The sequence below is a fragment of the Nicoliella sp. ESL1120 genome (genome assembly GCF_058508515.1).
Map to the genome: position 1 here is coordinate 259,732 of NZ_CP196383.1, position 23,505 is coordinate 283,236.

The following is a 23,505-nucleotide window of genomic DNA, read 5'->3' on the forward strand; positions in this document are numbered from 1 at the left end:
TTTTAATGCTAAAATATTTTTTGTATTTTTAAGAAAGGAGGTAGGCATTTTGGATGCTAATTCTCTATGGGAAAAAATTAATGATCATCTCAAAAATGATTTTACCCCCGTCAGTTACCGAACTTGGTTTAAAGATGTAAAGCCAATTAAACTAGATCATAATCGATTAACACTTCAACTTCCTTCTGATTTACACATTGACTATTGGCAAAAAAACATTACCAGCAAGGTAATTGAATACTCCTTTCAAATCACTGGCAAGGATATTAATCCAATATTAGTTACTGAAAATCAAGTTGAAGATGAAAAACAAGAGCAAGCTGAAAGCAAACCGTTTCCACCTGAAGAAGAAAAAAATAATCAGTTAAATCCTGATTATACATTTGATAAATTTGTGGTGGGACGCCCAAACATGTTTGCCCAAGCTGCTGCCCTCTCCGTTGCAGAAGAACCAGTGACTATTTATAATCCCCTTCTTATCTATGGAGGTGTGGGATTAGGAAAGACCCACTTAATGCAAGCCATTGGTAATTTTATATTAGAACAAGATCCCACCAAAAACGTCGTATTTATTACTAGTGATAAGTTTACTAATGAATTTGTTAGCGCCGTTAAAAAGGATGCCCATGGTGGCAACGAAATGGAAAAGTTCAAAGAAAAATATCGAAATGTTGATACCCTACTAGTTGATGATATTCAATTCTTTTCTAGTAAGGATAAGACCCAAGAAGAATTCTTTCATACATTTAATGAGTTGCATAAGGATGGTAAAAAAATTGTCATGACTTCTGATCGATTACCTAACGAAATTGCAAAGCTGCAGGATCGACTAGTTTCTAGATTCAACTGGGGACTTGCGGTCAGTATTGACGAGCCTGACGTTGCGACCAGAACCAAGATACTACAAAGTAAGGCTAAATATGCCAATATTGAAATTACAGACGAAGCACTAGAATACCTCGCTGAAAGTATTAACTCTAACGTGCGGGAGCTAGAAAGTGCATTATCAAGAGTTAAGGCTTTTTCTGAGCTTAAGGGAAACCACGTTAAGATCAATACCAACTTAGTAAAGGAAGCGATGGGTGGAATTGATTTTTCAAGTCGAGTTGAAAAAAACGTTGATATTAATGACATCCTCCAAAAAGTCGCCTCCTATTATGACGTTTCTGTAGATGATATAAAGGGCAAGAAGCGTTATAAAGAAATTGTTGCCCCTAGACAGGTTGCAATGTATCTATCGCGGGAACTTACAAGAATTTCTTTACCTAAGATTGGCAAAGCTTTCGGTGGCAAGGATCATACTACCGTTATCCACGCTTATGAAAAAATAAAGAAGGCATTGGATAACAATGATCCTCAAATTAAAGATGAGGTCAATGATTTAAAAACTGAGCTACTTCGATAACCATTATCGGTATTAAAATGATCATTTGATGTTATAATTTCAACATGTGTTTTGGATGTTTTTATTTACTTATCCACAGGTTATCCACAGGAAGTAAGGACTTATCCACAGGTTATCCACAGGGTTAATCCCTTACGCACCATGCGATTAGCTTACATTTGGCTGACTTATCCACAGGACTTATCACCATCATTTATATAATAACTTATTACTACCACGCCAGGAGGAAATCATAAATGAAATTTTCAATTAAAAGATCTGCTTTCATCAAAAGTTTAACCACTGTATCTAGATCAATCTCTTCAAAGACTACGATTCCAATTTTAACTGGAATCAAAATCACTGCTGATAACGAAGGATTAATTCTTACCGGTAGCAATGCAGATATCTCGATTGAAACTCAAATTAAAAGTAATGACCCTAAAAACGAATTAGTCATTAGTGAAGAAGGCTCAGTAGTATTATCTGCTGGATTCTTTATTAGCATTGTTAAAAAACTACCAGAAGTAACAATGACCGTATCGGTAGGAACTGATTTACAAACAACCATTAAGTCTGGTCAATCAGAATTCACAATTAATGGATTAGATGCCAGCAATTACCCTCACCTACCAGAAATTGATACTGATGATTCCGTTACTTTTTCTGGGGATATCTTTAAAGAAATCATTAGTCAAACTGTAATTGCTGTATCTACCCAGGAAAGTCGCCCTATTTTAACTGGGGTTCATTTTGAATTACGTGATGGGAAATTATTAGCAGTCGCAACTGATAGTCATCGGCTCAGTCAACGTTCGATCGAATTTTCAGGTAGTGATCGTGAATATAGTTTCGTGATTCCAGGAAAGAGTCTGAACGAACTTTCCAAAATGATTGGTGATCATCAAGACCTTGAAATGAGAATTGCTGAAAACCAAGTCCTATTTATTTTTGATGATAACTACTTCTATTCAAGATTACTCGAGGGTAACTACCCCGATACTTCACGATTAATTCCTGAAGAATCAACGACTAAAATTCAATTAGCCGCCCCTGAATTATTAGCTTCAATTGAACGGGCTTCAGTCCTTTCACATGCTTCTCGAAACAACGTAGTTAAATTAACTATTATGCCAAGTGATGTTAAAATTAAAATTACTGGTGATTCTCCAGACGTTGGGACGGTTGAAGAAGAATTAGAACCTGACTCAGTGACTGGCGATGAATTGGAAATCTCATTCAATCCTGATTACGTTAAGGATGCTTTACATTCATTTGGGAAATCAATGATTGAAATTTCATTTTCTGCAGCATTACGGCCATTCACTTTAAAGCCAACTGAAGATGGCGATAGCTTTATTCAATTAATAACACCAGTACGGACGTTCTAGGGTCCGAATAAAAATTCTTTTGTGGGGTGGTTTAAATGTCAAAATTAGAATCAGTTCAAAAATGGACAGCTGAACAAGGAGCAGATGTTACCTACATCAGTAATCCAAAGACGATTGAATATTTAACTGGATTTTATAGTGATCCAGTTGAACGGGTTTTAGCTTTAGTGGTATTTGCAGATCAAGAACCATTTATATTTGCACCAGCACTAGAAGTGGAAGTTGTTAAGGGGACTGGTTTCAGCCATCCTGTTTATGGTTACTTAGACCATGAAAACCCATGGCAAATGATTGGCGACCAAATTAAAAAGCGGGTTGCAGACCCTAAACACATTGCATTGGACAAGGCCTACTTGCCAGTTGCTCGTGAAGAAGCTTTACAAAATGTGTTAACTAGTGCCGCTTTTGATATCGATGTGACTTCATTTATTGATCACATGCGCTTATTTAAAACTGCTGATGAAATTGCGAAACTAGATGCTGCTGGTCGCGAAGCTGATTTTGCATTTGAACAGGGATTTGCTGCGGTTAAGCCTGGCGTGACTGAAATGAGTATTGCTGCCAAATTGGAATACGAGTTGAAAATGCGTGGGGTTAGTAACATGAGTTTTGATACCTTAGTTCAAGCGGGTGCCCATGCAGCTAATCCACATGGTGATACCAGTGAAATTAAAGTTCAAAACAACCAGTTAGTATTATTTGACCTAGGAACGGTTCATTATGGTTATATTTCAGATGCATCTAGAACCGTTGCGGTTGGGAAACCAACTGATAAGGAATTAGATATCTATAAGGTTTGTTTAGAAGCCCAGTTAAAGGCAATGGATGCAGCTAAGCCAGGCATTACTGCAGAGCAACTAGATGCGGTGGCCAGAGATGTTATCAACAAGGCTGGTTACGGTGAATACTTTATCCACAGACTCGGTCATGGGATGGGGATGAGTGAACACGAATTTCCATCAATCATGGAAGGCAATAAGATGGAATTACAACCAGGAATGTGTTTCTCGATTGAACCTGGTATCTACATTCCAAATGTTGCTGGAGTCCGAATTGAAGATTGTGTTCACGTCACTGAAACTGGTGTTGAACCATTTACTCACACTTCAAAAGAACTAACTTATGTTAACAAATAAAAATTAACTTAAATTAAAGCGTGGAACTAATTATTTAGTTTCACGCTTTTTTTGCGTAATTTAAGCTAAAATTTACGATTTAAGGTGTTTTTTCTTTTATTAGACTAATTACATATAATCAACTTAAAATTGCTGTAAAGGCCTGATAATGTGATTACAGTGTACTTTTTGTTATTTTAAGGTTATAATAGAGGTTGTAAAAGAGGGGTGAAAATTTGAAGAAAACTGTTTTTATCTCTACTCCGTATATAACATTAGGACAAATGTTAAAGGAGGAGACAATTGTAGGATCTGGCGGTCAGGCAAAATGGTACCTTCGTGAAAATACAGTCTTATTGAACGATGAACCAGAAAATCGGCGTGGTAAGAAATTGTACGATGGTGACAATGTCTCGATTCCAGACGTTGGGATGTTTTTCATTCGAGCAAAGCAGGATGATTAATGAAAATTGCTAAATTAGAATTAAACCATTTTAGAAACTATGAGCATTTAGCGGTTGATTTCGATAGCGGAGTAAATGTCTTATTGGGTAATAATGCCCAGGGCAAAACGAATCTATTGGAATCAATTTATGTATTAGCACTGACTAAGAGTCATCGCACTAATAATAATCACGATTTAATTCAATGGAAAAACCAAAGTGCCCAGTTGAAAGCCTTAGTTAATAAGGAATCTGGTAAGTTAGACTTAGAATTAAATCTTAGTAAAGATGGGAAACTATCACGGGTTAATCATATTGAACAGCCTAAGCTATCATCTTACATTGGTAATTTGAACGTAGTTTTATTTGCCCCGGAGGACCTTTCAATCGTAAAGGGGTCCCCTCAGATTCGGAGACGTTTTATGGATATTGAGTTTAGTCAAATGAGTAATCAATACCTTTATAATAGTGTTCAGTATCAACGGGTTTTGCGTCAAAGAAACAAGTATCTTAAGTTATTGCAAATTAAAAGGGCTTCTGATTTATTGTATTTGGATGTTTTATCTGATCAACTAGCTGGTTATGGTGCAGAGATCATTTACCATCGGTTGATGCTACTAAAAAAATTGGAACAATGGTCGAGTCAAATTCATGCGACGATTTCACAAAACCAAGAGCACCTAAGTTTTAATTACGTTACGCGCTTAAGAAAAAAGCAGTTAGGTTCGGTTAAGGATATCTATAATGGGCTAATGCAAGCGTTTCAAGATGAACGGAATCGTGAAATTAAAATGGGCACATCCGTTTTAGGCCCCCATCGTGATGACTTAAAATTTCAAATTAACCGAAATGATGTTCAGACGTTTGGTTCGCAAGGTCAGCAACGAACAACAGCATTGTCTGTTAAGTTAGCTGAAATTGATCTAATGAAGTCAGAAACTGGTGAATATCCAATTTTATTATTAGATGATGTTTTATCAGAACTAGATGATGATCGACAAACCCATCTGTTAAGAGCAATTCAAGATAAGGTTCAAACGTTTTTGACAACGACGAGCTTAAGTGGAGTTGCTAAGGATTTGATTCATGATCCAAAAGTATTTCATGTTAACGATGGAAATTTAAATGTTGATTGATGATTTGTGATTAAAGGAGGAGTTAAAGGTGACTGACGAAGAAAAGCGACGTGAAAAAGAAGCTGAAAAGTATAATGCCAGCCAGATTCAAGTTTTAGAGGGCTTGGAAGCCGTTCGGAAGCGACCAGGGATGTATATCGGTTCCACTAGTGTTCAAGGCCTCCACCACTTGGTGTGGGAAATTGTTGATAACGGAATCGACGAAGCCCTCGCTGGATTTGCCGATACCATTCATGTGACGGTTGAAAAGGACAATAGTATTACCGTTACTGATAATGGACGTGGGGTGCCTGTTGACACCATGACTAAGACTGGGAAACCAGCTTTGGAAACGATTTTCACGATTCTGCATGCTGGTGGTAAGTTTGGCGGTGGCGGATATAAGGTTTCTGGTGGACTCCACGGGGTTGGGGCATCAGTAGTTAACGCCTTATCAACAGAATTAGACGTGACTGTCAAACGTGGTGGTAAAGTTTATTACATTGACTTCAAGCGCGGCCACGTTCAAGATCAAATGAAACAAATTGGGACCACGTCCGAAGAAGAACATGGGACCAAGGTACATTTTGTTCCAGATCCAGATATTTTCACCGAAACCACTACTTATGATATGGACACCTTGACGAATCGGGTCCGTGAACTGGCTTTCTTAAATAAGGGCCTTCGGATCACAATTCGGGATGAACGGCCTGAAAAACCAATTGAACATGATTTTCATTATGAAGGCGGTATTAAGCATTACGTTGAATACTTAGATGAAAATAAAGATACCCTATTTGAGACGCCGATTTATGTTGAAGGCAATGAAAACAATATTAACGTTGAAGTAGCCCTTCAATATACCGATGATTACCATAGTAACCTCCTAACCTTTACGAATAACATCCACACAATTGAAGGTGGAACCCACGAAGAAGGTTTCAAACGAGCCTTGACGCGTGTGATCAACGACTATGCTCGCAAGAACAACCTCTTGAAGGGTAAGGATGCTAAGTTGACTGGTTATGACGTTCGTGAAGGCTTAACTGCTGTTATTAGCATCAAGCATCCAGATCCACAATTTGAAGGTCAAACCAAGACCAAGTTGGGGAACTCCGATGCACGGGTTGCTACGGATCGAATTTTCAGTGAACATTTCAACCGTTTCCTATTGGAAAACCCGAGTGTTGCTAGAAAAATCGTTGAAAAGGGATCAATCGCATCCAAAGCACGGGTGGCAGCTAAGCGGGCGCGTGAAGTTACTCGGAAGAAGAGTGGCTTGGAAATCAGTAACCTGCCAGGAAAGTTAGCTAATAACACTAGTAATGACCCTAAGATTTCAGAATTATTCATTGTCGAAGGGGATTCTGCTGGTGGATCAGCAAAGCAGGGACGGTCTAGATTAACGCAAGCAATCCTGCCAATCCGTGGGAAAATTCTAAATGTCGAAAAGGCAAGCATGGATCGGATTTTAGCAAATGAAGAAATCCGTTCGTTGTTCACCGCCATGGGAACTGGTTTTGGTGATGATTTTGATATTTCTAAGGTTCACTATCATAAATTGATCATCATGACCGATGCCGATGTCGATGGTGCACATATCCAAACTTTATTATTGACGTTGATTTATAATTACATGCGCCCATTGTTAGATGCAGGGTATGTTTACATTGCGCAACCACCTTTGTATCGTTTAAGACAGGGAAAATTACAACGTTATCTTGATACTGATCAAGAGTTACACAAACTGTTAAGTGAACTACCAGGTTCACCAAAGCCACAAATTCAACGTTACAAGGGGCTTGGTGAAATGGACCCAGAACAACTTTGGGAAACAACTATGAATCCAGATAATCGGCACCTGCTGAGGGTCGATTCTGAAAACGCTGCTGGCGCTGCCCAGGTATTTGCAATGTTAATGGGGAACCAAGTTGAACCACGGCGTAAATTCATTGAAGAGAATGCTAAGTTTGTTGAAAACTTGGACGTTTAATTAATTGTTACACGTGTAACATCATGATTCATGAATTTAAATGTTTCACGTGTAACATCGATTAAAAATAGACCATGAATGGAGGCAAATAAAGTGGCCGACGAAGAGATTGTAAATCACCGCATCACAGATATTGATTTATCCAAAAAAATGAAAACATCATTCTTGGATTATGCAATGAGTGTTATCGTTGCCAGAGCGTTACCAGATGTTCGGGATGGACTGAAGCCCGTTCATCGTAGAATCCTTTACGATATGCATGAATTAGGGGTGACCCCCGATAAGCCGTACAAGAAATCAGCCAGAGTAGTTGGGGATGTGCTAGGAAAGTACCATCCTCATGGGGACTCAGCTGTTTATGGCTCCATGGTCCGAATGGCGCAAGACTTTAGTTATCGCTACATGCTAGTCGATGGTCATGGGAACTTTGGATCCGTCGATGGTGATGGCGCTGCCGCAATGCGTTACACCGAGGCACGGTTAAGTAAGATCGCGTTGGAAATGCTTCGTGATATTAATAAGGATACCGTTGATTTTCAGGATAATTATGATGGTACTGAAAAAGAACCGACCGTATTGCCATCTCGTTTTCCAAACCTATTGGTCAACGGGGCTTCTGGGATTGCCGTGGGGATGGCTACAAATATTCCCCCACATAATTTAAGTGAAGTAATCAGTGCTATTCATATTTTAATGGGCAACCCAGATGCAACGACGGCTGATTTAATGGAAGCATTACCTGGTCCTGACTTCCCAACTGGTGGGGTCGTAATGGGTAAATCTGGCATTCGAAAGGCATATGAATCTGGAAAAGGAACCATTGTACTGCGGGCTAAGGTTGATATTGAAGAGGTAAGAGGTCACCAACAAATCGTTGCAACCGAATTACCTTACATGGTCAACAAGGCCAAGTTGATTGAACGGATTGCCGATTTAGTTCGTGAAAAGCGAATCGAAGGGATCACAGACATTAAGGATGAATCCGACCGTGAAGGGTTGCGGGTCACGATTGATGTGAAACGTGATGCGAGTGCGGAAGTTGTTTTGAACAACCTCTACAAATTAACGCTGCTACAAACTTCATTTAGTTTCAATATGTTAGCAATTGTTCACGGCGCACCGAAAGTCTTAAGCCTAAAAGAAATCCTGCAAAACTACTTGGAACACCAAGTAGAAGTGATCAAACGGCGGACTGCCCATGATCTTAAACGGGCTGAAAATCGTGATCACATTCTTCAAGGGTTATTGATCGCGCTAGATCACATTGATGAAATCATTCGAATCATTCGTGAATCCAGAACGGGTGCGATTGCCAAAGCTCAATTGATTGATAACTACGATTTATCTGATAAGCAAGCTCAAGCAATCTTGGACATGCGATTAGTACGGTTAACTGGTCTTGAACGCGAAAAAGTTGAAGAAGAGCATCAAAAACTGTTAAAAGATATCGAAGAATTCAAGGCCATTTTAGCCAGCCGTGAAAAAGTGAATGAAATTATCTATAATGAATTATTGGAAATTCAAGATAAGTTCGGGGATGAACGGCGGACCAAGCTATTGGTTGGTGAAGTTCTAAGTATTGAAGATGAAGACTTAATTGCAGAAGAAGATGTGATGGTTACCTTGACCCACAACGGGTACGTCAAGCGCCTCCCAACTTCTGACTTTAAGACTCAAAATCGCGGTGGTCGTGGGATTCAAGGTATGGGTGTCCATAATGACGACTTCATTGAACACCTAGTTGCCACTTCTACTCACGATACGCTCCTATTCTTTACCAATGCAGGAAAGGTATATCGAATGAAGGGATATGAAATCCCTGAATATGGTCGGACTGCTAAGGGAATTCCAATTATCAACTTGCTAGGAATTAAACCTGAGGAAAAGATCGAAGCGGTAATTAATGTTTCTGCTAAAAATAAGGAGGAAGAAAAATTCCTATTCTTTACTACCTTATTAGGTCGTTCCAAACGAACATCAATTAATGAGTTCTTCAATATTCGGAGTAATGGACTTAAGGCAATTAGTCTAAAGGAAGATGACGAATTAATTCGAGTTTCCGTTGTAAATAAGGAAGATAATATTATTATTGGAACCCATCAAGGCTATGCAGCTAGTTTTAAAGCGGAAGATGTGCGCTCGATGGGAAGAACTGCGAGCGGGGTTCGTGGAATTAATCTTCATCCAGATGATTATGTAGTCGGTGCTGACGTGTTAGCTCCAAATAGTTTCGTCTTTGTTATCTCTGAAAAGGGATACGGGAAACGGACGCCAGCTAATGAATATGCGATTAAAGGACGTGGCGGAAAGGGAATCAAGACCGCTAAAATTAGTGCTAAAAATGGTCCTATTGCTGGATTAGCAACCGTTGACGGTGACGAAGACATCATGTTGATTACTGATAAGGGCGTTACGATTCGATTTGATGCGAATAACGTATCCGAAAGTAGTCGGGTTACCTTAGGAGTTCATTTAATTAGAATGGATGGCGAATCCAAGGTTGCTACAATGGCTAAGGTCGCTAAGGAAGACGATTCTGAAGATTCAAGTAACGAATCATAAAAAAATTTAAAATAAAATAACGGCTTTTTAGCCGTTATTTTATTTGTCTGCGTATTTTAACTATGTATCGAAAATACTCATCTCGTTATTAATTTTATTGATTATTTTTAGCAAGCATGCTATAATTTTTACTTGTGAATATTGGTGTTTTCCAATATTTTCCTTGCCCCTTAGAATTGGCTATGGGGCCTCAGACCACAAGGAGGTGTAACTCATGGAAGAAAAGAAATACGAAATTACTTACATCATTCGTCCTGATTTAGATGAACCAGCTAAGAAGGAATTAGTTGATCATTTTGACAAGATCTTGACTGATAATGGTGCTAAGATTATTGATTCAAAGGATTGGTCAAAGCGCCGTTTTGCTTACGAAATTGGTGGTTTCAATGAAGGTACTTACCACATTGTTAACTTAACTACTGATAAATACGAAGCATTACAAGAATTTGATCGTTTATCCAAGTATAGTGATGGTATCTTACGTCAAATGACTGTTTTAAGATAATTAAACTGATCATTGTAATAAAAGAGAGGAGTTTTTCAGCATGATTAATTCTGTTGCATTAACTGGACGTTTAACCCGAGATGTAGATCTTCGATACACACAATCAAAAAGAGCGGTTGCTCATTTTACATTAGCGGTAGATCGTAACTTCAAGAGTGCCAATGGTGATCGAGACACTGATTTTATTAGCTGTCAAGCTTGGGGGAAAACAGCTGAAACCCTTTCTCAGTACGTACACAAGGGAAGCTTAATTGGTGTAGAAGGTCGTATTCAGACTGGTAGCTATGAAAAACAAGGAACTCGCATTTATACTACTGATGTTGTTGTTGAAAACTTTTCATTTTTAGAATCACGTAATTCTGCTAACTCTAATCGGGGTGCAGCAAGCGTGAATAATTTTGGTAATGGTGGTTACAACAACGATAATGGTTCATCTTTTCAAAATGGAAATATGAATGGATTCGATAATCATGTTTCTGGGAATGGTAATTATAATAACCCCCAGCCTAATAATGGTTGGAACGGTGGGAATCAAAACCCATTTCCAAATAATATGAATGGTGGTAACCAAACTCCATTCTCAGATAATATGAATGGTGGTAACCAAAACCCATTTTCAGATAATATGAACGGTGGTAACCAAACTCCATTTACAGATAATATGAACGGTGGGAACCAAACTCCATTTACAGATAATATGAACGGTGGGAACCAAACTCCATTTACAGATAATATGAATGGTGGGAATCAAACCCCACATTCAGACAATGTGGATGGTGGACACCAAACTGAAAATTCAAATCCTAATGATTTGAATAATAATCAAAAACCTGATTCAGGTAAAGATGATTATAATGATCGAAACGACAATAAAGCTCCTTTTAAAGGGAAAGATGATAAGAATAATCGAAACTTAAAGCTTTCCGATGATAATTTACCATTCTAAATTAAACTTAAAATTAGAGTTGTTAAATAAAAATCAAATTATAAAGGAGTGAAAATAATGGCACAAAGAAGAGGCGGACGTCGTCGTCGTAAGGTCGATTATATTGCTGCTAATCATATCGATTACATCGATTACAAGGATGTAGCTTTATTAAATCGTTTTACATCAGAACGTGGTAAAATTTTACCTCGTCGAGTTACTGGTACCAGCGCTAAGAATCAACGTAAGTTGACTGCTGCTATCAAGCGTGCTCGGATCATGGGCTTAATGGCCTTTGTAAGCGAAGACTAATCAGATTAGTTAGAAGGGGAGTGGGATCAATTGGTCCTACTCCTTTTTTTACTATCAAAATCAGATTGTGATAAAATATAGTTATCTCAAAATATAAGAGGTATCATAATGAAGAAAAAAGATTCATTTAAAAACATACCACCCTTTCTTAAAAATAAAAATTTAAGATGGGTAACCTTGTTTACTTCCGTTTTATCGATTTTAGGAACGGTAATTGCATTTCTTTATAGTATCTACACTGGAATCGTCCTTTTGACATTTGTTTGCATTGGATTGGCGTATACTTTCAATTTATTGAATCATTTAAGCGCTAATCGTAATCAGTATATTTCGGATTTATCATATCGGATTCACCGTGGTGAAAGCGAAACAATGCTTGAAATGCCAATGGGTGTGATGATTCTAAGTGATGATCAAAAAATCGAATGGGTTAATCCGTACTTACAACCATACTTTGGTGATCAGGTTGTGCTTGGGAATACAGTAGTTGAAGTTGCACCAGGCTTAAATTCTTTAATTTCCAAATATTGGAATTCGAATGAAGCAAATGATGTTACTTGGAACCACCATCATTTTTCAATGTTAGTTCAAAAAGAATTTCATACCGTTTATTTAATGGATGTCACTAGTTATTACGATATTGAGGAACGTTATAATAATGAAAAGGTTTCAATTGGAGAAATCTTTTTAGATAACTATGATGAAATTACTCAGTCGATGACCGATCAAGAAATTTCTAATCTTTTGAATTATGTCACCAATGAGCTAACTGCTTGGGCTCGTGAGTTCGGGATGTATTTAAAACAAATTGATGATGATCATTTTATGATTATTGCATATGCTAGATCGCTAGCTGAAATCGAGGATGATAAGTTCAAGATTTTAGATAAAATTCGTGAAAGCACGTCTAAGCAAAATTTCCCATTAACACTGAGTGTCGGAATTGCTTATGGTGATGACAATTTAAATAGTCTGGCTGATCAAGCCCAAAGTGATTTAGACCTTGCGTTAGGACGTGGGGGTGACCAAGTGGTTGTTAAGGCTAAGGATAAAGAGGCCCGTTTCTATGGTGGAAAAACAAATCCAATGGAAAAACGGACTCGTGTTCGGGCACGGATGACTTCACAAGCCCTTCAAGAAATTATGAAGGAATCAGATCAAATCTTTGTTCAGGGTCACCAACGTCCAGATATGGATGCAATTGGAGCTTGTTTTGGAATCAGAAGAATTGCTAAGATGAATAATAAACAATGTTGGATCGTTATTGATCAATCACAATTGCATTCTGATGTAAAACGCTTAATTGCAACTAGTAAGGATTATCCAGAAATTTATGATTCGATTATTACTCCTGAAGAGGCTCTCCAAAAGGCAACTGATAATAGCTTATTGATTATGGTTGACCATTCAAAACCATCAATGAGTATTTCTCAGGATCTTTATAAACGTTTGGCTAGTCGGGTGGTAATTATTGATCATCACCGCCGTGGTGAGGAATTCCCTCCAAACCCAATTTTGGTTTATATTGAGCCTTATGCATCATCAACTTGTGAATTGATTACGGAAATGTTTGAATATCAATCACAAGATGCAGAACCAATTAATAAACTAGAAGCAACAGCCATGTTGACTGGAATCTTTATTGATACTAAGTCCTTCTCGATGCGAACTGGAACCAGAACGTTTGATGCAGCAAGTTATTTGCGGTCTGCTGGTGCTGATTCTGAGGAGATGCAACAGTTCATGGAAGAGAATGTGGATGATTATCTTGCTAGAAACCACCTCATTTCTTTGGTTAGATTTGTGGATAAAGATCGTCATATTGCAATGGTGATTGGTGAAGATGATAAGACCTATGATCCAGTTACGGCTGCTCAAGCCGCTGATTCAATCCTCTCCATGTCGGGAGTGGAAGCTTCGTTCGTTGCAACCCAACGTCCTGGTGGAGTGGTTGGAATTTCTGCTCGTAGTAATGGAGAAGTAAACGTTCAAATAATCATGGAACGGCTTGGTGGTGGAGGCCATTTATCAAGTGGAGCTACTCAAATCAGTGATAAGAAAGTATCTGAAGTTGAACCAATTTTAGTTGAAACGATTAAAGATGTTCTTTCAGACGAGACGGATTCGGATAGTAATGATAAAATAGATGAGTAAGATTTAAAGAGTCTGATTTATTTAATTAAATCAGTACAAAGGAGTGGATTCTAAATGAAAGTTATCTTCTTAGAAGATGTTCGCGGAAAAGGAAAACGCGGCGAAGTTAAGGATGTCCCACAAGGATACGCACAAAACTTTTTAATTAAGCATGGTAAGGCTAAGGCTGCTACTGGTTCAGCAATTGGTAAGCTTAAGGCTGAACAACGTGCTGAAGCTAAAAGTGAAGCCGAAGAACTTGCGAATGCCAAAGAATTAAAAACAACCTTGGAAAATGATAATACAGTTGTTGAACTAACTGCTAAGGCTGGTTCAGATGGACGTTTATTTGGCTCAATTCCAAGTAAACAAATTGCCCAAGCATTGGATAAACAATTTAATATCAAAATTGATAAGCGGAAAATTGAATTATCAAATCCAATTCGCTCACTCGGTTATACAAACGTACCCGTTAAATTACACCCAACTGTGACTGCTACAATTAGAGTTCATGTTGATGAAAAGTAATGATTTGAGCTATTAAAACAATACCAAGAAATACTGGGGCCAACACGCTCCAGTATTTTTGATTAAAAATAAAAAGAGGAAATCCAATGAGTAATGAAGTAATGAGTCAAATGCCACCGCAAAATATTGATGCAGAAAAAGCGGTATTAGGTGCAATTTTTCTGGATACTGAATCATTGCCGGATGCTATGGAACAACTGCAATCTGATGATTTTTACAAAAATGCTCATCGGATCATCTTCCAGGCAATGGAGGCATTAAGCGATCGTGATGATAAGATCGACTTTGTGACCGTAGTTGACTATTTAAAATCAAACCAAAAATTAGATGATGTTGGTGGCCCATCTTATTTAGCAGAACTATCCCAGTCTGTTCCGACCGCTTCTAATATTGCATACTATGCCAAAATTGTTCGCAATAAATCAATTGCTAGGAAGCTAATCGAAACGGCGACTAGTATTGCCACCGAAAGCTACAATAATAGCGATGATATTACCACCCTATTAGATGATGCTGAAACTAAGATTTTACAAATCTCCGAAAATCGTGGGCAATCAGGATTTAAACAAATTGATGATGTTTTAAAAAATACGCTTAGTGATATTAGTAAACTAGCTAAAAATAGTGACACTGTAACGGGAATTTCAACTGGTTTTCAAAAGTTAGATGAAATAACCACTGGGCTGCATGAGGGTGAATTAATTATTCTAGCAGCACGGCCGGCCGTCGGGAAGACTGCATTTGCTCTGAATGTAGCCCAAAACGTTGCTACTAAGTCAGATAAAACGGTTGCGATTTTTAGTTTAGAAATGGGCGCAGAGCAATTAGTGAATCGAATGATTTGTGCTGAAGGTAGTATCGATGCCAATCACTTACGAACTGGTAATTTAGATAACGATGAGTGGAATAACCTAATCGTAGCGATGGGGAGCTTGTCTAGAGCCAGTGTTTATATTGACGATACCCCAGGAATTAAAATGTCAGAAATTAGGGCTAAGAGTCGACGCTTAGCTAAGGAGAAGAATAACCTAGGCCTAATCGTGGTTGATTATCTTCAACTAATTGAAGGTGGCAATCGTGAAAATCGACAACAACAAGTTTCTGCAATTTCACGCCAAATGAAAAAATTAGCTAACGAGCTAAAAGTGCCCGTAATTGCGTTGTCACAACTCTCACGTGGGGTTGAACAGCGTCAGGATAAGCGGCCAGTTCTTTCCGATATTCGTGAATCAGGGTCGATTGAACAAGATGCAGATATCGTTGCCTTTCTCTATCGGGATGACTATTATGAACGTGAAGGAAATAATGATGATGATAATAGTGACCCTAAAGATGATAATGAAGATATTGGAGAAGTTGAAGTGATCATTGAAAAGAACCGTTCTGGAGCCCGAGGAACGATTAAGCTCTTATTTGTGAAATCACATAATAAGTTCTCATCTATTTCATACATGGATGATGGTCGTTAAATAAAGAAGTGTTCTTTTGAACACTTCTTTATTTTTTTACTTAATTATTTAAATAACCTTAAACGCTATATCTTATTTTTATAAATCACTGTTAAAATAAGGATAATAAAAAAGAATGGAGCATTAAGCAAATGCAAATTACATTTAGACCACCTAATATGGATGATTTAGACGAATTGTTACATGTGGAACAAAGTTGTTTTGAACCTGAAGAAAGAGCCAACAGAAAAGACTTCATTAACTTTATCAATTATCTTCCCCAAACAACTTTGATTGCTGAAATGGATGGTAAAGCTGTCGGAATGTTGATCGGTAGGACCACTAACGATAACTTATTGAACAATGATAGCTACACGAAGGACTTAACTCGAAAACCAAGCGATAAGTATCTGGGAATATTAGGACTTGCGGTTTCTCCTGATTACCAAGGATTGGGAATCGCAACCCAACTATTGGACCGAATTGCAGAACTGGCCAAAAAACAAGAACTATCAAGATTGATCCTTGATTGTCGTGAACGCTTAATCCCATTCTATGAAAAACATGGGTTTGAACTATTGGGACATTCAAATTCTAATTTTGGTGGAATTGAATGGTTCGGAATGCAAAAAAGTTTAAAATAATTTTTGATTTTCACAAAGTGGGGTTAACTGCTAGAACGGCAGTTAATCCCGCTTTTATGTTTACGCATACTATATATTGTGCTATCTATCATTCATAACACATACATATTGTGTTTGGTAGTCTTTTTCTTCTAATAATTATGTAATAGGATGGAAGTAATGATTAACAAGGAGTGATGGATTTTGCAACGAACGACGATAACGTTTCGTTCTAATATGGTTAGCAATCGGATGAAACAATTTCTAAAGGGATGTGGCCCAGGGATGATTGTAATGCTAGCTGATACGGATGCTGGTTGTTTAATAACCGCCGCTCAGTCGGGATCCAGATTTGGTTATTCAATGATTTTACCGCAATTATTGTTGATACCGATTTTATTTATGGCCCAAGAGATGACGGTTCGCTTAGGAATCATTACCAAAAAGGGACATGGTGAATTGATTCGTGAACACTTTGGGAGTAGTTGGGCAGTCCTTTCCGCAGCGACGTTATTGATTTCAGTTATTGGTGCGTTACTGACTGAAATGATTGGAATCGCTGGAGTTGGGGAACTATTTGGAATTTCCAAATGGGTGACAGTACCATTGGCAACCCTTTTACTAATTAGCATCGTATTCCGTAATTCCTACCATCGGGTTGAACGAATCGGGGTGGCGGTCGGTTTATTTGAACTACTGTTCATCATTGCATTATTTGTCGTTAAACCGAACGGGAATGACATTGTTAACGGCATGCGTTCCATGCCCATTCATGATTCATCATATTTATACTTATTCGCTGCCAACGTTGGAGCGGTCATCATGCCCTGGATGATTTTTTATCAACAGGGAGCGGTGATCGATAAGCAATTAACGCCAAAGATGATTCGTAGAGAACAATTAGACACTGGAATCGGAACGTTGATTACCCAGGGAATCATGATTGGTTTTGTAGTTTTATTTGCTGCGACTACGACTCAAAATGGTCAGCTACCATTAAATACGGTTGCGGACCTGGTTAATTCATTAGTGCCGTTTTTAGGTAGTGGGATGGCCAAAATAATTATTGGTGGCAGCCTGCTTGGCGGAGCTCTTGTTGCCGCAATCGTGGTCAGTTTGTCTGGAACTTGGGGGATTACAGAGGTTTTGCACATTCGCCATAGCGTCAATGACCGCTTTAATAAGCAAAGTTTCGGTTTCTACTTCATATTGATCTTGATTTACATTAGTGGTGCCGCAGTGGCCCTTCTCAATTCTCATACAGTTGAATTAGCGGTGCTAGTAGAGGTGATCAACGCCTTGATGTTACCAATCGTGCTGGGATTCTTGTTATTGCTAGAAGCGAAGGCACTTCCTAAAAAATACCGAATGAAGGGGCTTTATCGCTGGATTGTAATTAGCCTTAGTTTAGTTGTGATGGGATTTGGAATCTATATGGTCGGACCAACGCTCCAAATTTGGTAAAGTGCTACTATTCGGCGGTTCTTTAATGTAAAATGAATTGCAACGGTGGTGAAAACGATGGTATTTTTATTATTATTACTTTTATTGATATTTGGTGGAGTTTCATTATTTTTTAGTTGTTTAGGAACGATTTTAGCGATCGCGGTGATCATTGCACTGATCATAGTTGCATCATGGATAGTTCTATACGGTGTAATCGTGCTACTTGTATTTTACTTAATATACCGTTTTTGGAAATGGCTGTTAATTAAGCATCCCCGCTTAGTCCAACGCCTTAACCTAATTCGCTTTAATGAATGGCTCATTCGAGCTAATAATGGGAAAACAAAGCAAAATGTTTTAATTTTGTTAGTTGCGGTGTTAATCATAATTTGGCTAATTCGTAGGTGAAAATATTATCTGTCTGATATACAGATGTGCTATTATTGACCTATTAAGTATTTTTCATAACTAAGGAGTAATTCAATATGCTATGTATTATGAATTTTAAGACTTTAATGCCTGTTAGAGAACAACAAAAAATGATGGATGATGTTGAAAAACATTCTTTTAAGCCTGACTTAATCATTTCACCAGTGATGTTGCAACCTAATCATTTTAATCATTTCCAAGAAGCATCCCAAAACATTACAATTACCAAGCGGACTGTCGGTGAACCATCCGCTGATGAATTGCATTACCTTGGCATCAAGTATGCTTTTGTTGGACACTTGGAACGGCGGATTCAGTTACACGAAGGATACGACATTATTCACAACAAGCTGGAAAATGCCCTGCGTCATAAAATTGTTCCAATCATCTGTATGGGATCTCAAAACGATGAAGATGGAATTGAAGAAGAATTCAATAAAATTGTTGGGGACTTGGACTTAAGTAATCATGAAGTAATCATTTCATGGGAATCAATTAAGTCGACCTTGGAAGGCAAGCGGCTTTATACTGATGAGACTGCCGAACGGACCTTCAAAGAACTCAAAAAGATTCTCTCTAAGTATGACAATGTTAAGTATCGTTTAGTATTGGGTGGTCACGTTGAACCACGAGAAGCTAAATTAGCTAAGCAACTTGGGATTGACGGGGTCTTAATCGGTGATCGGTTCAAGACTTTTGAACAACTTGATACGATTTTAAAACCATTATCATAATAAAAAATGCACTTCATTTTGAAGTGCATTTTTATTAATCATTGAATAATGATGAATATTTGTAAATTGCGGCAATCATTCGCGTTTGGTCTTTAGAACCCTTTTTATCATTTAAGGTGGTAACGATCAACCGTTGACCGTTATTCTTACTCGTACTTACTAAACAGTAGCCAGCAAGTGGAGTATAACCCGTCTTGAGGCCATCGACCTTAAGGGCGGGATTGTAACTACTACCACCAGGAAGCAGTTCATTTTCATTTTTAAGCGTTTGACCATCTAAAGTAGCGTAACGATGATTAGCATCGTTGACGATTGATGGATATAACTTAAGTAGGTGTTGGGCAATGGTTGTTATTGCTCTTGCGCTGACTTTGTTATAATCAGAACGACTACCGTATTTGAATCCGTAACGGTAAAGGTCTGTGTTTTCCAATCCAGATGCTGAAACAAAATGGGCTTGGTTGGAAATTCCCCAAGCATCAGCTTGCTTATTCATCATTGCTATGAATTTATTATTTGATCCAGCAACGTATTGGCCCAAAGCAATCGCAGCGCTATTTGATGATGCGATCAAAGCGGCTTTATAAAGGCTACGAACGGTATAACGACTCCCTGTGTTCATCCTAAAATTACCTAGATCATAACTCTTGCTCATCTTACTAAGGCTACTGGAAATCGTTACTAAGTGTCCCCATTGATTTAATCTTTTGGCCTTTTGAATGGCGAGGTAGAGGGTCAATAACTTGGTGGTAGATGCAATTGCATATTTAGTACTACCATTTTTGGAATATACAAATTGACCGGTACTAGAATCCATTGCAGCGGCTGCCACCGCACTATTCTTAAGTTTGCTAAGTGCAGTTGCGGAAGTAATTAGTTCATCATCACCAGTGACTCCTGTTGAAGCATTGTAATCTGGTGTATAACTAGCATTTGTAACCGTAGTTGTAGCAACCGTTCCGAAAGTCACGGAGGTCACTAAAATAATTGAAAATCTTTTGATACTTGATTTGTGAAACATTCAATTCACCTCTAAAATTTATGTAATTATATTAATCATATTCCTAAATGAACATTTATTTATAAATGTTATCCTTTTGTAAATTAAAATTCACGATTATGAAATAATAATCGTGGATTTAAGGTTATTTAACTAGTTGATTTTTGACAATGTTTAAATTATAAAAATAAAGAGGAGCGATTTAATATGGCGATTCAACATAAGGAAACCATCCCCGACGACATCAAAGTCTACGGGGCTAAGGTCAATAACTTAAAAAACATTAACGTATCAATTCCTTTGAACGCATTCGTTGCGATCACGGGAGTTTCTGGTTCTGGCAAATCATCACTTGCGATGGGGACACTGTATGCCGAGGGGGCGCGGCGCTATTTAAATGCGCTTTCTACTTACACGCGGCGGCGAATTGGACAAGATGCTCATCCCAACGTTGATAAGATTGAGTACTTACCATCAGCGATTGCACTACGACAACGGCCAACGGTTCCTGGGAATCGCTCGACCGTCGGTACCATGTCTGAGGGGTTGAACGTTTTACGATTAATGTTCTCACGGCTGGGATCTTATACCTGTCCGAACGGTCACACGGTGCCACCAACGATTAAGGTGGCCCAGGCAATGGATGTTGAGGGTCATGAGATGGGCAAGATTCAGTGTCCAACCTGTGGGGTTAAATTCTCCGCCCCCAGTGCGGAATCATTTGCATTTAATGCCGAGGGGGCATGTAAGGAATGTCAAGGGACTGGTAAGGTGCGCCAAATCCTTAAATCATCGTTGATCGAGGATGAGAACGAAACGATTGAAGATGGTGCCGTTGCTTCTTGGCACTTACCAGGTCGAAACTTCATGCCAACCGTTGCTAGGGAGGTAGGGATTCGCATCGACGTTCCATTTAAGGACCTGACCGCACGCGAAAAGGACCTCGTGTTCAATGGACCTGGTAAGAAGTATCAAATCAGCATGCCATCTAAGACGGGACGGGTGTTCAACTTGAATGCGAAGTATGAAAATGCATTCGCAGCCGTTGAAGATAGTATGAAGACCACCAAGAATCCCCGTTCGATCAAGCGCTTGAATCGCTTTTATGCCTTCGATACCTGTCCGCGTTGTCACGGGCAGCGGTTTGATCCAGATGTTTTAACAACAAAGCTATTTGGTAAAGACATTGCAGAAGTCAGCGAGATGACGCTCCTCGACTTAGTCCCATTTTTAGCTGATTTAGATCATTCATTACCAAATGATATGCATGAACTGGCAACTAGTCTAATCAACGAATTTAAGGCGGCCATCAAACCGTTATATGACCTGGGATTAGACTACTTAACATTGGGGCGTGCTGGGAATACATTATCAACTGGTGAATTGCAGCGGATTCAATTGGGCCGAACGCTAAGGAGTCAAACGATCGGTGTTTTATACGTATTAGATGAACCCTCAGTGGGGCTACATGCCGCGAACGTTGCTGGCTTGATCGAAATTTTGCGACAATTAGTTAGCCAGGGGAATTCATTGGTCGTGGTGGACCATAATATTGATATCATTTCAGCAGCTGATTACATCATTGAAATTGGCCCGAAGGCAGGACGCCTGGGTGGCCAGGTAATTGATTATGGAACGCCTGATGAGGTTAAACAAAAACCCAATTCGATCATTGCACCTTTTTTAAAGGGCCAGGGAAAGATTATCGAACGTCCTCAAGCAGCTGCAAATCAAATTTTTCAAAATGGGCAACTTGAGCTCCACATCACAAAGCAGCATAACTTAAATGACGTTGGGATTAAGATTCCAAAAAATCGGCTGACCGTCTTTTCAGGATACTCTGGAGCAGGTAAGTCAACGCTAGTCATGGGCGGATTGGTCAAAGCCATGCAATGCCAAGCAGATGCGCAGCCACTGCCAAATTACATTGACCACTTCAACAGCAACGGCCTTAGTCGGGTGATTGAAATTAATTCGGTCCCCATTGGTAAAAACGTACGTTCCACGGTGGCAACGTATTGTGGAATTTGGGATCCAGTGCGCAAATTATTTGCCAATACCCCTTTGGCTAAAAAACACCACTGGAACGAAGGGCACTTCTCCTACAACGTTAAGGACGGGGCCTGCCCTAATTGTCAGGGGACGGGGACGATCTCACTAGATGTTCAATACCTTCCCGATATGACGATGACTTGTCCAGTTTGTCATGGGAAGCGTTATGCTCCTGATACCCTAGCTGTAAAGTGGCATCACTACAGCATTGCCGATATTTTGGCGTTGTCAGTTACCGATGCGTTGCAAGTCTTCAAGGATGAACCAAAGATCGCAGCCACCTTAAATGCACTTGCACAGATGGGGCTCGGTTACTTGATCCTGGGCGAAAGTACGCCCATCTTGTCCGGTGGTGAGGCGCAACGTTTGAAGCTGGTATCTCAAATGGGGCGCAAGCAAGATGATACCCTATTCGTATTTGATGAACCATCTGTCGGGTTGCATCCCAAGGACGTTGAGGTCTTGAACCAAGTTTTTCAACAGTTAATTGATAAGGGTGCGACAGTCGTTGTGATCGAACACGATTTGGACGTGATCATGAATGCCGATTACGTCATTGATCTGGGTCCTAAGGGTGGTAACCTAGGTGGTAAAGTGGTGGCTACTGGCACCCCAGTAGACATCGCTAAATCTAAGGAAAGCCAGACGGGCAAGTATTTAGCAAAGCGCATGCAACTGGACCGACTGTTGTAAACAATTGTGATTAAATTTAGGTGTATAATGATGATGCATCCTAAATTTACATAAGAGGGTAATCAAATGAAAAGATTATTTTTGCTTCTATTTGCGGCGGCTAGTCTTTCGATGGCTGGTGCTACATCAGTGAATGCTGCGTTGCTGAATGGCTATTGGCATAATAGTGATTTAAAGGTATTGGTAAGTGGTAAGCGGGCCAACGTTAATGGGCAGTACGTCAAAATTAAGCAAACTAGTGCTAATCATTGGCGGAGCGTTGCTAATAAATCTTCCCAACCATTTTCATTAGTAAAGAGCGGCAACAAGCTGACCTTTATTTCTGGGATGGATAAGGAAGTGCTTCATAAGTAAAAAAATGGTAACTGACTAAGGGTTAAAGTCGGTTACCATTTTTAATTTTCATAAAGTTGATGTCCAATAAATGCCAAATGAAAAGGCTACCCAAAATGAATTGAATAGCCTTACATCCCACTACACCCAACAGTTTATTTTATTTAAAAATCTTCTCTAGAATGTAAAAAAGCTATCACGATAGGCTTTATAACACCTTATCATAATAGCTACTTCTCATTTGATGGGCAGTCAGGGGATCGAACCCTGGACCCACGGATTAAGAGTCCGTTGCTCTGCCAGCTGAGCTAACTGCCCAAATGTTTCGGAAATCGATATCA

Annotated in this window: 19 protein-coding genes and 1 tRNA gene; 18 read left to right on the forward strand and 2 right to left on the reverse strand. The window is 39.0% G+C overall.

Annotated elements, in window-relative coordinates; translation table 11 throughout:
* Nucleotides 1–46 precede the first annotated feature (46 nt).
* The 16 genes from dnaA to ACSYTE_RS01285 all read left to right on the forward strand — a co-directional run bounded on the left by dnaA (nucleotide 47) and on the right by ACSYTE_RS01285 (nucleotide 19,086).
* On the forward strand, nucleotides 47–1,405 hold the full coding sequence (gene dnaA, locus ACSYTE_RS01210; protein ID WP_491717268.1) for a chromosomal replication initiator protein DnaA: 1,359 nt from the start codon (nucleotides 47–49) through the stop codon (nucleotides 1,403–1,405).
* Between the two features lie 236 nt (nucleotides 1,406–1,641).
* Complete coding sequence (gene dnaN, locus ACSYTE_RS01215; protein WP_491716908.1) at nucleotides 1,642–2,775, forward strand: DNA polymerase III subunit beta; 1,134 nt, start codon at nucleotides 1,642–1,644, stop codon at nucleotides 2,773–2,775.
* 35 nt (nucleotides 2,776–2,810) lie between these two features.
* Nucleotides 2,811–3,911 carry a M24 family metallopeptidase gene (locus ACSYTE_RS01220; protein ID WP_491716909.1) on the forward strand — a complete coding sequence of 367 codons (1,101 nt, stop codon included), beginning with the start codon at nucleotides 2,811–2,813 and terminating at the stop codon, nucleotides 3,909–3,911.
* A gap of 215 nt (nucleotides 3,912–4,126) precedes the next feature.
* Nucleotides 4,127–4,354, forward strand: a complete 228-nt coding sequence (gene yaaA, locus ACSYTE_RS01225; protein WP_219053893.1) for a S4 domain-containing protein YaaA — start codon at nucleotides 4,127–4,129, stop codon at nucleotides 4,352–4,354.
* On the forward strand, nucleotides 4,354–5,469 hold the full coding sequence (gene recF, locus ACSYTE_RS01230) for a DNA replication/repair protein RecF (protein ID WP_491716910.1): 1,116 nt from the start codon (nucleotides 4,354–4,356) through the stop codon (nucleotides 5,467–5,469). The genes yaaA and recF overlap by 1 nt, the downstream gene beginning before the upstream one ends.
* 28 nt (nucleotides 5,470–5,497) lie before the next feature.
* Nucleotides 5,498–7,441: a DNA topoisomerase (ATP-hydrolyzing) subunit B gene (gene gyrB / locus ACSYTE_RS01235; RefSeq protein ID WP_491716911.1), complete on the forward strand. Its 1,944-nt coding sequence runs from the start codon at nucleotides 5,498–5,500 to the stop codon at nucleotides 7,439–7,441.
* Nucleotides 7,442–7,534: 93 nt separating this feature from the next.
* On the forward strand, nucleotides 7,535–10,003 hold the full coding sequence (gene gyrA, locus ACSYTE_RS01240) for a DNA gyrase subunit A (protein ID WP_491716912.1): 2,469 nt from the start codon (nucleotides 7,535–7,537) through the stop codon (nucleotides 10,001–10,003).
* A gap of 214 nt (nucleotides 10,004–10,217) precedes the next feature.
* On the forward strand, nucleotides 10,218–10,508 hold the full coding sequence (gene rpsF, locus ACSYTE_RS01245) for a 30S ribosomal protein S6 (RefSeq protein ID WP_491716913.1): 291 nt from the start codon (nucleotides 10,218–10,220) through the stop codon (nucleotides 10,506–10,508).
* A gap of 40 nt (nucleotides 10,509–10,548) precedes the next feature.
* On the forward strand, nucleotides 10,549–11,454 hold the full coding sequence (locus ACSYTE_RS01250; RefSeq protein WP_491716914.1) for a single-stranded DNA-binding protein: 906 nt from the start codon (nucleotides 10,549–10,551) through the stop codon (nucleotides 11,452–11,454).
* Between the two features lie 54 nt (nucleotides 11,455–11,508).
* The gene (rpsR, locus tag ACSYTE_RS01255) at nucleotides 11,509–11,745 is read left to right on the forward strand and encodes a 30S ribosomal protein S18 (RefSeq protein WP_491717269.1); all 237 of its coding nucleotides are present in this window, start codon (nucleotides 11,509–11,511) and stop codon (nucleotides 11,743–11,745) included.
* Between the two features lie 108 nt (nucleotides 11,746–11,853).
* Entirely contained in the window at nucleotides 11,854–13,899 is a 2,046-nt protein-coding gene (locus ACSYTE_RS01260) for a DHH family phosphoesterase (protein ID WP_491716915.1), read from the forward strand.
* Between the two features lie 54 nt (nucleotides 13,900–13,953).
* Nucleotides 13,954–14,406, forward strand: a complete 453-nt coding sequence (rplI, locus tag ACSYTE_RS01265; RefSeq protein ID WP_491716916.1) for a 50S ribosomal protein L9 — start codon at nucleotides 13,954–13,956, stop codon at nucleotides 14,404–14,406.
* Nucleotides 14,407–14,492: 86 nt separating this feature from the next.
* On the forward strand, nucleotides 14,493–15,875 hold the full coding sequence (dnaB, locus tag ACSYTE_RS01270; protein ID WP_491716917.1) for a replicative DNA helicase: 1,383 nt from the start codon (nucleotides 14,493–14,495) through the stop codon (nucleotides 15,873–15,875).
* A gap of 131 nt (nucleotides 15,876–16,006) precedes the next feature.
* Nucleotides 16,007–16,498, forward strand: coding sequence for a GNAT family N-acetyltransferase (locus ACSYTE_RS01275; RefSeq protein ID WP_491716918.1), 492 nt, complete (start codon nucleotides 16,007–16,009; stop codon nucleotides 16,496–16,498).
* 231 nt (nucleotides 16,499–16,729) lie between these two features.
* Entirely contained in the window at nucleotides 16,730–17,941 is a 1,212-nt protein-coding gene (locus ACSYTE_RS01280; protein ID WP_491716919.1) for an NRAMP family divalent metal transporter, read from the forward strand.
* Nucleotides 17,942–18,420: 479 nt separating this feature from the next.
* Entirely contained in the window at nucleotides 18,421–19,086 is a 666-nt protein-coding gene (locus ACSYTE_RS01285) for a triose-phosphate isomerase (protein WP_491716920.1), read from the forward strand.
* A 34-nt stretch (nucleotides 19,087–19,120) separates the two neighbouring features.
* Here the strand turns inward: ACSYTE_RS01285 and ACSYTE_RS01290 are convergent, their stop codons facing one another.
* Nucleotides 19,121–20,107 (reverse strand): D-alanyl-D-alanine carboxypeptidase family protein, encoded by a 987-nt coding sequence (locus ACSYTE_RS01290; protein WP_491716921.1) that lies wholly within the window; start codon nucleotides 20,105–20,107, stop codon nucleotides 19,121–19,123.
* A 186-nt stretch (nucleotides 20,108–20,293) separates the two neighbouring features.
* On the opposite strand from ACSYTE_RS01290, the gene ACSYTE_RS01295 reads away from it, so the two are divergent.
* Nucleotides 20,294–22,831, forward strand: a complete 2,538-nt coding sequence (locus tag ACSYTE_RS01295; protein ID WP_491716922.1) for an excinuclease ABC subunit UvrA — start codon at nucleotides 20,294–20,296, stop codon at nucleotides 22,829–22,831.
* A 66-nt stretch (nucleotides 22,832–22,897) separates the two neighbouring features.
* On the forward strand, nucleotides 22,898–23,185 hold the full coding sequence (locus ACSYTE_RS01300) for a hypothetical protein (RefSeq protein ID WP_491716923.1): 288 nt from the start codon (nucleotides 22,898–22,900) through the stop codon (nucleotides 23,183–23,185).
* A gap of 224 nt (nucleotides 23,186–23,409) precedes the next feature.
* On the opposite strand, the gene ACSYTE_RS01305 is transcribed toward ACSYTE_RS01300, so the two are convergent.
* Nucleotides 23,410–23,482: transfer RNA gene (locus ACSYTE_RS01305), tRNA-Lys, on the reverse strand.
* Between the last annotated feature and the right edge of the window lie 23 nt (nucleotides 23,483–23,505).

Coding starts and splice junctions, on each gene's coding strand:
- ACSYTE_RS01295 (WP_491716922.1), top strand. CDS start 20,294: ATGGCGATTCAACATAAGGAAACCATCCCCGACGACATCAAAGTCTAC.
- dnaN (WP_491716908.1), top strand. CDS start 1,642: ATGAAATTTTCAATTAAAAGATCTGCTTTCATCAAAAGTTTAACCACT.
- recF (WP_491716910.1), top strand. CDS start 4,354: ATGAAAATTGCTAAATTAGAATTAAACCATTTTAGAAACTATGAGCAT.
- ACSYTE_RS01260 (WP_491716915.1), top strand. CDS start 11,854: ATGAAGAAAAAAGATTCATTTAAAAACATACCACCCTTTCTTAAAAAT.
- ACSYTE_RS01250 (WP_491716914.1), top strand. CDS start 10,549: ATGATTAATTCTGTTGCATTAACTGGACGTTTAACCCGAGATGTAGAT.
- ACSYTE_RS01280 (WP_491716919.1), top strand. CDS start 16,730: ATGAAACAATTTCTAAAGGGATGTGGCCCAGGGATGATTGTAATGCTA.
- ACSYTE_RS01220 (WP_491716909.1), top strand. CDS start 2,811: ATGTCAAAATTAGAATCAGTTCAAAAATGGACAGCTGAACAAGGAGCA.
- ACSYTE_RS01300 (WP_491716923.1), top strand. CDS start 22,898: ATGAAAAGATTATTTTTGCTTCTATTTGCGGCGGCTAGTCTTTCGATG.
- rpsF (WP_491716913.1), top strand. CDS start 10,218: ATGGAAGAAAAGAAATACGAAATTACTTACATCATTCGTCCTGATTTA.
- ACSYTE_RS01275 (WP_491716918.1), top strand. CDS start 16,007: ATGCAAATTACATTTAGACCACCTAATATGGATGATTTAGACGAATTG.
- dnaB (WP_491716917.1), top strand. CDS start 14,493: ATGAGTAATGAAGTAATGAGTCAAATGCCACCGCAAAATATTGATGCA.
- rplI (WP_491716916.1), top strand. CDS start 13,954: ATGAAAGTTATCTTCTTAGAAGATGTTCGCGGAAAAGGAAAACGCGGC.
- ACSYTE_RS01285 (WP_491716920.1), top strand. CDS start 18,421: ATGAATTTTAAGACTTTAATGCCTGTTAGAGAACAACAAAAAATGATG.
- ACSYTE_RS01290 (WP_491716921.1), bottom strand. CDS start 20,107: ATGTTTCACAAATCAAGTATCAAAAGATTTTCAATTATTTTAGTGACC.